This is a genomic window from Schnuerera sp. (assembly GCF_035459645.1).
In the GTDB taxonomy this organism is placed as follows: Bacteria; Bacillota; Clostridia; order Tissierellales; family Tepidimicrobiaceae; genus Schnuerera.
In genome coordinates this window covers 1-8,443 of the sequence record NZ_DATHXO010000010.1, presented here as the reverse complement: position 1 = coordinate 8,443, position 8,443 = coordinate 1, and the positions used below count along the sequence as shown (strand labels likewise).

10 protein-coding genes are annotated in these 8,443 nt (G+C 30.5%); all 10 read left to right on the top strand.

The window, feature by feature from the left end; genetic code table 11:
- A partial coding sequence (locus VK998_RS00235) for an FMN-binding protein (RefSeq protein ID WP_325224166.1) occupies positions 1-663 on the top strand: 663 nt, incomplete at its 5' end.
- 60 nt (positions 664-723) lie between these two features.
- Positions 724-1,779 carry an FAD:protein FMN transferase gene (locus tag VK998_RS00230; RefSeq protein ID WP_325224165.1) on the top strand — a complete coding sequence of 352 codons (1,056 nt, stop codon included), beginning with the start codon at positions 724-726 and terminating at the stop codon, positions 1,777-1,779.
- Positions 1,780-1,838: 59 nt separating this feature from the next.
- Positions 1,839-2,522 (top strand): murein hydrolase activator EnvC family protein, encoded by a 684-nt coding sequence (locus tag VK998_RS00225; RefSeq protein WP_325224163.1) that lies wholly within the window; start codon positions 1,839-1,841, stop codon positions 2,520-2,522.
- Positions 2,523-2,612: 90 nt separating this feature from the next.
- A complete protein-coding gene (locus VK998_RS00220; protein ID WP_325224160.1) occupies positions 2,613-4,448 on the top strand; it encodes a TIGR03960 family B12-binding radical SAM protein in 1,836 nt (611 codons plus the stop codon).
- A complete protein-coding gene (locus tag VK998_RS00215) occupies positions 4,445-5,164 on the top strand; it encodes a TIGR03936 family radical SAM-associated protein (protein ID WP_325224157.1) in 720 nt (239 codons plus the stop codon). The genes VK998_RS00220 and VK998_RS00215 overlap by 4 nt, the downstream gene beginning before the upstream one ends.
- A gap of 18 nt (positions 5,165-5,182) precedes the next feature.
- A complete protein-coding gene (locus VK998_RS00210; protein ID WP_325224154.1) occupies positions 5,183-6,439 on the top strand; it encodes an Rne/Rng family ribonuclease in 1,257 nt (418 codons plus the stop codon).
- Positions 6,440-6,526: 87 nt separating this feature from the next.
- A complete protein-coding gene (gene rplU / locus VK998_RS00205) occupies positions 6,527-6,838 on the top strand; it encodes a 50S ribosomal protein L21 (protein ID WP_325224152.1) in 312 nt (103 codons plus the stop codon).
- Complete coding sequence (locus tag VK998_RS00200) at positions 6,819-7,187, top strand: ribosomal-processing cysteine protease Prp (protein WP_325224150.1); 369 nt, start codon at positions 6,819-6,821, stop codon at positions 7,185-7,187. Before rplU ends, VK998_RS00200 begins: the two co-directional genes overlap by 20 nt.
- 3 nt (positions 7,188-7,190) lie before the next feature.
- Positions 7,191-7,481, top strand: a complete 291-nt coding sequence (rpmA, locus tag VK998_RS00195; RefSeq protein ID WP_325224148.1) for a 50S ribosomal protein L27 — start codon at positions 7,191-7,193, stop codon at positions 7,479-7,481.
- Positions 7,482-7,651: 170 nt separating this feature from the next.
- Positions 7,652-8,443, top strand: a 792-nt coding sequence (obgE, locus tag VK998_RS00190) for a GTPase ObgE (RefSeq protein ID WP_325224146.1), incomplete at its 3' end; no start/stop codon positions are given.

The following is an 8,443-nucleotide window of genomic DNA, read 5'->3' as shown; positions in this document are numbered from 1 at the left end:
GTAGATGGTGAAATTTCTTCATTTAGCTATGTTGAAATTTTAGCAACTTCAGGTGAAGAGAAAAATGAAGGAAACTATAACTATCCAGATGGATTAGCAGTTATTCAAAATCTTAATGAACAATTTAACGAAAAGAAAGATTTAAATGAAATGGATTTTGATGCAGTATCAGGTGCTACTCACACTAAAGAAGCTTTTAAAGATATAGTTAATAGAATATTAGCTAATGCTGAAAAAGGTGAGACCTATACGCCAGTTTATACTGACGGGGAATATACAGCAAAAGCTGAAGAAGATAGTCATGGTTGGCTAGGCGAAGTAGTTGTAGTTGTCAAGGAAGGTGTGATAGTAGGAGTAGATTATTTTGAAACTGCTATAGAAGATATGGAAAGTAATAAAGTAGTATTTGATGAAGACAACCAACCTGTTACTGATAGTGATGGAAAACATGAAACAGAACCAGTTGATGTTAAAGCTGGAGAGAGAAAATCTGTAGAAAACTATGCTTATTTAGAACCTTTTGATGTAATAAAGGGAGTTCAAAAGTTAGTAATTGACAACAATGGTACAGAAAACCTAGATGTAGATTCTATTACAGGAGCTACAAGTACTAGAACTTTAATGGTTGAGTTAATTGAAGAAGCATTAGAAAGTGCAAAATAGAGATTAAACCCTAACATTAAGTTAGGGTTTTTCTGAATATAATTAGAGAGGAAAATTATCATGAAATCGAAAAGGGCTATAATTTTTATTATAATAGCTACAATTTTGTCATTTATTATTATAGGTTGTAAAGGTGTGGATACTAAAGGGCCTTTAACTAAAACGGAATTTTTAATGGATACTGTTATTACATTAAAGATTTACAATCATAATGATAAAAAAGCATTAAATAAAGCCATAGATAGATTGAAAGAAATAGAAGAAAAAATGAGTGCAACTATAGATACAAGTGACGTAAGTTTAATAAATAAAAATTCTGGCATTAAACCTGTAAAAGTTCATGATGATGTATTTGAAGTGATCCAACAAGCAAAATACTTTGCTACAATTACAGATGGTGCTTATGAACCTACGATAGGACCTTTAGTAGATTTATGGGATATAACTGGTACTGAAAAAGACGAAAGAGATAATATACCAGCAGAAGAGGAAATCAAAAATGCTATGGAATTGGTAGATTATAATGACTTAGAATTAATGGATGACAACCAGGTTTTTCTGAAAAAAAAGGGAATGAAATTAGATTTAGGTGGAATTGTAAAAGGCTACGCTGCTGATGAAGTAAAGGGTATTTTAATAGAGGAAGGCGTTGAGTCTGCTATTATAGATTTAGGAGGGAATGTCTACGCATTAGGAAGTAAAGAAAATGGAGAAGCGTGGAAAATAGGAATTCAGGATCCCTTTGAAGTTACAGGAAGTTTTTTAGGAATATTAAGTGTAAAAGATAAATCCATAGTTACATCAGGAGATTATGAAAGATATTTTATGTATGAAGGTGAAAAGTACCATCACATAATCAACTCTAACACTGGGTATCCTTCAGAAAATGAAGTTTCTGGTATAAGTATAATATCTGAAAAATCCATTGATGGAGATGCATTATCTACTGCATTATTCATACTAGGTGTAGATGAAGGAGTAAAGCTGATAAATAAATTAGATGATGTAGAAGCTATATTTATTACAAAACAAGAAGAAGTTTTTGTTAATGAAAATATTATAGAAAATTTTTCTTTAAGGAATAACAAGTTAAAATTGATTAAAAACCCAAACTAATATGTAATAAAACCCACCGTTAATAAATATCATAATAATAGATTAAGGTGGGTGAAATTATGTATAAAAGAAGATATAATATTAAGTATAAAGGAATTCTAAACTATTTTAAGAGAAGACTTCATTATAAAATACAATTGAAAAAAGTAATAGGGGTAATAATTATTTTAATATTTATCCTTATATTAAAAATTATGAATAATAGTATTTCATCAAATATTATACAAATAATTGATAATGGTATAAACTATGAATTCAGCATTAAAAAAGATGGGAAGATAATAATAGATTATGGCAAAAAATTATTAATGCTACCTGAAAAGACTTTATCTGTTTTAAATATATCAAACTCTACAAAATATCAGCCACCAATAGAAGGTGTAATTTATAGTCCTTTTGGAGAAACTAGATATTTAGATGGTAGAACCACCTTCAATAACGGTGTAGATATAATTCCAAATGAAGATAAAGAGCCTATATCAATTGAGGAAGGCTTTGTAAAAGTAATTGAAGACAAAGGGACAAAAGGGTATTTTGTTACAATCGAACATGAGGGTATGGTAACGGTTTATGGATACTTAGTATCAGTTTATATCAAGGAAGGAGAAGAAGTAGGGAAAGGGACTAAAATAGGTACATTAGGAACCAATAAGGATGGCAATAAGTATCTACATTTTGAAATTTGGATAGAAGGTTCACCGGTAGATCCATTGAACCACGTAGATTTTAAAGATAAGCTTTAAAACTGTCTAAGACAGTTTTGTTTTATTCTATTGTAAAAAGCAAAAAAATGATAAGATAGTATTATAGTACAGATGAAAAGGTGGTATCAGATGATAGACATTGATAAATTTGATAAATTATTAAAAAGGGTAGAAAAACCAGCTAGATATATAGGTATGGAAAAAAATGCTATTAAGAAAGATTTAGATCAAGTTAGAGTTAAATTTGCATTTGCATTTCCAGATATATATGAGGTAGGCATGTCCCATTTAGGGCTCCATATATTATATAATTTGATAAATGACAAGGAAGATTTTGCTTGTGAAAGAGTATTTGCCCCTTGGGTAGATATGGAAAAAGAGATGATTAAAGAGAATGTTCCTCTATTTACTTTAGAAAATAGAGAACCAATAAAGAACTTTGACTTTATAGGATTTACATTACAATATGAGATGAGCTATACAAATATTATAAATATGCTTAATTTAGGAGATGTTCCTATTCTTTCCAAGGATAGGAATGAAGATGATCCTTTTATTATTGCTGGAGGACCTTGTGCTTACAATCCGGAACCAATAGCAGATATAATAGATTTTTTTGTAATTGGTGAAGGAGAAGAAGTTACATTAGAAATATTAGATAAATATAAAGAAACAAAAGGGAATAGATTAGATTTTTTAAAGGAAGTAAGCAAGATTGAAGGAGTATATGTACCTTCCTTCTATGAAATACATTATAAAAAAGATAATACCATAGAGAGTATGGAACCATTGATAGAAGAAGCACCAAAGACTATAAAAAAGAGAATAATAAAGGATTTAAATAAAGCTTATTATCCTGAAAAAATAATAGTACCTTATATAGAAACAGTCCACGATAGGATTCCGTTAGAGATCTTTAGAGGTTGTACAAGAGGTTGTAGATTTTGTCAAGCTGGAATGATTTATAGGCCTGTTAGGGAAAAAGGAGTAGATAGATTACTTGAATTAGCAGAAAAATTATCAAAAAATACCGGGTATGAAGATATATCTCTAACTTCTCTTAGTTCCTGTGACTATTCAGAGCTTCAATTGTTAATTTCTAAATTGATAGATAGATATGAAGAACAAAAAATTGGGGTGTCATTACCTTCTCTTAGATTGGACTCCTTTAGTATAGAAGTGCTTAAAGAGATTCAAAAGGTAAGAAAAACTGGCCTTACTTTTGCACCAGAAGCAGGAAGCCAAAGGTTAAGAGATGTAATCAATAAAGGGGTAGAAGAGGAAGATTTAATTACAGCTACTACCTATGCCTTTGAAGAAGGGTGGTCTACTATAAAGTTATACTTTATGATTGGCCTTCCTACAGAGGAAGAAGAAGATATACTAGGAATTAAAGAATTGGGTTATAAGGTAAAAGATATATTTTTTAGTTTGCCTAAAAACAAAAGAAAGGGCAATTTAAAAATAACCCTTAGCGCTTCTTGCTTTGTACCCAAACCTTTTACGCCTTTCCAATGGGTAGGACAAAACTCAATAGATGAGTTTTATGAAAAGATCGATTTGCTAAAGAATAGTATTAGAGATAAAAAGATTACTTTTAACTACCATGATCCAAAACTTAGCTATTTAGAAGCTATTCTTGCTCGTGGAGATAGAAGACTGTCAAGAGTATTAATCCGTGCATGGGAAAAGGGCTGTAAATTTGATGGATGGTCTGAAAAGTTTGATTATGAAAAATGGATAGAAGCTCTTGATGAAACTGGAATAGATGGAGATTTTTATGCATTGAGAGAAAGGTCTATTGAAGAAGTGTTGCCTTGGGACTTCATTGAATCAGGAGTTACTAAAGAATATCTAGTGAAAGAATATGAAAAGTCAAAACAAGAAGAATTAACTAGGGATTGTCGACTAGGGTGTACTAATTGTGGCATTAATAGAAGTTTTACAGGTGGTGTTTGCAAATGATGCTTAGGGTAAAATTTACAAAGGAAAATTACTTAAAATATATATCTCATCTTGATCTAATGAGATTATTTCAAAGGACTTTTAGGAGAGGGAATATACCAATAAAATATTCTGAAGGGTTTAACCCTCAACCTAAACTTTCTATAGCTAATCCATTAGCCTTAGGAATAGAAAGCGTTGAGGAATATATGGATATTGATTTGTATGAAAAAATATCAATAGCTGAATTTATAAAAAGAATGAATGAAGAGTTGCCAGATGGGATTAGAATAGTAAATGCTAAATATGTACAAGATAAAAGATCTGTCTCATCCCTTATAGGTTGGAGTTATTATAAGATAAAATTTGAAGCAAATAAATTGAATAATAAAGAAGAACTTGTAACTATTATTGAAAATTGGCTGAAAAAAGATGAAATTATTATCAAAAAAATTAAGCGTAAGAGAGGGAAAATTACTGAAAAAGATCAAAATATAAAGTCGTTTATAGGAAATATAGTGATAGAAGATTTTTATAATAAAGATGTTATCCATTCAGAACAAATAATAACAATAAATTGCTTATTAAAGTCAGGAGATCATGGTAATCTAAAGCCTATTGATTTTATTAAAGCTATGGAAGATTATATGAAAATAGGTATAAATTTTGATACTATAGATATAAAGAGGCTTCAATTACTTGCTGAAGAAAAAGGTAGGATTATATCGCCAATGTAGGAATTTAGGAGAGGTAATATGAATTATATTTTTATTGATTCGAGGAATAATTTTGAGATGATAGGGATAGTAGAAGATAATAGACTTGTTGAATTCTATATAGATAAAAAAGGGCATAGTAAACAAGCGGGGAATATTTATAGGGGACGGGTAGTAAATGTGTTACCTGGTATGGAAGCGGCTTTTGTTGATATAGGACAAGGAAGGAATGCTTATTTATATGTAAAAAATGCTTTGCCTAAGGAAATGATTAGTACAAATGTACAAGTAAATATACAAGATATAATAAAAAATGGAGAAGAAATAATTGTACAGGTACTAAAAGAAGCTTCAGAAAACAAAGGGGCTAAAGTAACGACCCATATTACTTTGCCAGGAAGATTTGTAGTGCTAACACCTTTTTCTAATAAAATAAATCTTTCGAGAAAGATAAATGACCGAGAAGAAATTGAAAGATTAAATCAAATAGGAGAAGATATGCAAAAAGACAATATGGGACTTATCTTTAGAACAAAAGCATTTGGTGTAAATGAAGAATTGTTAATAGATGAATACAATATGCTAATAAATATATTTAGAAAAATTGAAAAGGAAAAAAAGTTTTTACCTTGTCCAAAATTAATATATAAAGAGATGGAATTATCTCATCAAATAATCAGAGATGTTTTTAATCATAATATCCATAAGATAATATTAAACGACAAAGAAAAATACGATAATATATTGAGTTTTCAAGGGATTATATTTCCAAAATTAGAAGAAAAATTGTATTTAGATGAGGGTTTTAACATATTCTCCCAAGGAAAAATTGTAGATGAAATTAAAACTGCATTGGCTAGGAAAGTAGCTTTAAAAAGTGGAGGATATATTGTAATAGATGAGACAGAAGCTTTAACAGCTATAGATATTAATACAGGAAAATTTATAGGTAGTAAAAATCTAGAAGACACAGTGGTTAAGACGAATTTAGAAGCAGCTGAAGAAATATCCAAACAAATTAGACTGAGAGATATTGGTGGAATAATAATAATTGATTTTATAGATATGAAAAACAACAAGGATATTTCTTTAGTTTTAGATAAGTTAAAAGAATTTTTAAGCTATGATAGAAATAGAGCAAATATTATTGGTATCACAAAATTAGGATTAGTAGAGTTGACTAGAAAAAAAGTTAGAAACAGTTTGAATTCAAGCTTTATAGAAAAATGTCCTCATTGTGATGGAAAGGGTAAAATTTTGGATAAAAGTATTGACAAATCCCTATTTATCTGGTAAAATTTTTGTTTGTAGGTAGCCGCACAGTGTGGGTTTAAGCTTAGTCACCTAACATTGGCGAGACTGGTTAGAGGAGGTGCAATATATATGTATGCTGTAGTTGAAACAGGTGGTAAACAATACAGAGTCCAAGAAGGAGACGTTGTATTTGTTGAAAAGATTGACACCGAAGAAGGAGAAAAAATAGATTTATCTAAAGTACTTCTTGTTTCTAAAGAAGACGATTTACTTGTTGGAAAGCCTTATGTTGAAGGAGCAAAAGTAGAAGCAACAGTTTTAGAGCAAGGAAAAGCGAAAAAGATCATCGTTTTCAAGTATAAGGCCAAGAAGAACTATAGAAAGAAACAAGGACACCGTCAGCCTTATACAAAATTAAAAATTGAAAAGATTGTTGGTTAATATGACAGAAATAACTATATTTAAGGATATAAAAGGTTATATTGAAAGATACAAAATTTCTGGGCACTCGGGTTATGATATTAAAGGCAAAGATATTGTATGTGCAGCAGTTTCGATTCTTGGGCAGACTGCATTAATTTCTTTAGTTGAAGTTTGTGGAGTGAGAGAAAATGAAATAAATTATACTATAGATGATGAAAAAGGTATTATGGATGTAACCATTTCTAAAACCATAGATAAGAGTATCAGAAGAGAAACAGAGATAGTTTTAAAAACTTTAGAAGTAGGAATAAAAGCAATATTGGAAAGTTATCCAGAGTATATAACTCTCAAATATAGGGAGGTGTAGAGAATGATAAAGCTAAACTTACAATTGTTTGCTTCTAAAAAGGGAGTAGGTAGCTCTAGAAACGGAAGAGATAGTGAAGCTAAACGTTTAGGTGTAAAACGAGGCGATGGTCAGTTTGTTCTAGCTGGTAATATCCTTGTAAGACAAAGGGGAACAAAGATTCATCCTGGTAACAACGTAGGTAAAGGTGGAGATGATACTTTATTCGCAAAAGTAGATGGCGTTGTTAAGTTTGAAAGAAAAGGTAAAAATAGAAAACAAGTTAGCGTATATACTAATGAGGAATTAGCATAAATTCTAAAGCTTGCCAATAATATGGTAGGCTTTTTTTTCTTAAGGATATTAGAATATTTTTGAATTACTAGAATAAAATAATATCTATATTAATGGATATGGTTTTTTAATTATTGACAGTAAGGTATAAGTTGGTATAATTAAATTACAAAACGATAGAGGATGATAATATGTTTATTGATATAGCTAAAATCAATCTAAAAGCAGGAAAAGGTGGAGATGGTGCTGTAGCATTTAGAAGAGAGAAATATGAGCCTGCAGGAGGTCCTTATGGAGGCGATGGAGGCGATGGAGGAAATATAATCATCCAAGGAGATGAAGGTATAAGAACCTTGATGGACTTTAGGTATAAACGGTCTTATAAAGCGGAAAATGGAGAGAATGGCAGGACAAAAAAACAATTTGGGAAAAAAGGTCAGGATTTAATCCTTAGAGTCCCTGTAGGAACCTTAGTAAAAGACGAAGAGACAGGAAAGGTAATAGTAGATATTAAAGAACATAATCAGAGTTTTATAATCGCAAAAGGAGGTAGAGGAGGAAGAGGTAATGCTAAATTTACTACTTCTACTAGGCAAGCCCCTAGATTTGCAGAACCAGGGATAAAAGGAGAAGAAAAAAACATTATTTTAGAATTGAAATTACTAGCAGATGTAGGATTAATTGGTTTTCCAAATGTAGGAAAATCTACTATATTATCTATTTTATCTGAAGCCAAGCCTAAAATTGCAAATTATCATTTTACTACTTTAACACCAAATTTGGGGGTAGTTAAAGTTGATGAGGAAAAAAGCTTTGTTATCGCTGACATTCCTGGATTGATAGAAGGAGCTCATGAAGGGGTAGGATTAGGACATGATTTTTTAAGGCATGTGGAAAGAACTAAACTATTAGTCCATGTACTAGACAGCTCTGGTATAGAAGGGCGAAACCCCATAGAAGACTTTTATAAAATAAACGAAGAA

Coding starts and splice junctions, on each gene's coding strand:
- VK998_RS00230 (WP_325224165.1), top strand. CDS start 724: ATGAAATCGAAAAGGGCTATAATTTTTATTATAATAGCTACAATTTTG.
- VK998_RS00225 (WP_325224163.1), top strand. CDS start 1,839: ATGTATAAAAGAAGATATAATATTAAGTATAAAGGAATTCTAAACTAT.
- VK998_RS00220 (WP_325224160.1), top strand. CDS start 2,613: ATGATAGACATTGATAAATTTGATAAATTATTAAAAAGGGTAGAAAAA.
- VK998_RS00215 (WP_325224157.1), top strand. CDS start 4,445: ATGATGCTTAGGGTAAAATTTACAAAGGAAAATTACTTAAAATATATA.
- VK998_RS00210 (WP_325224154.1), top strand. CDS start 5,183: ATGAATTATATTTTTATTGATTCGAGGAATAATTTTGAGATGATAGGG.
- rplU (WP_325224152.1), top strand. CDS start 6,527: ATGTATGCTGTAGTTGAAACAGGTGGTAAACAATACAGAGTCCAAGAA.
- rpmA (WP_325224148.1), top strand. CDS start 7,191: ATGATAAAGCTAAACTTACAATTGTTTGCTTCTAAAAAGGGAGTAGGT.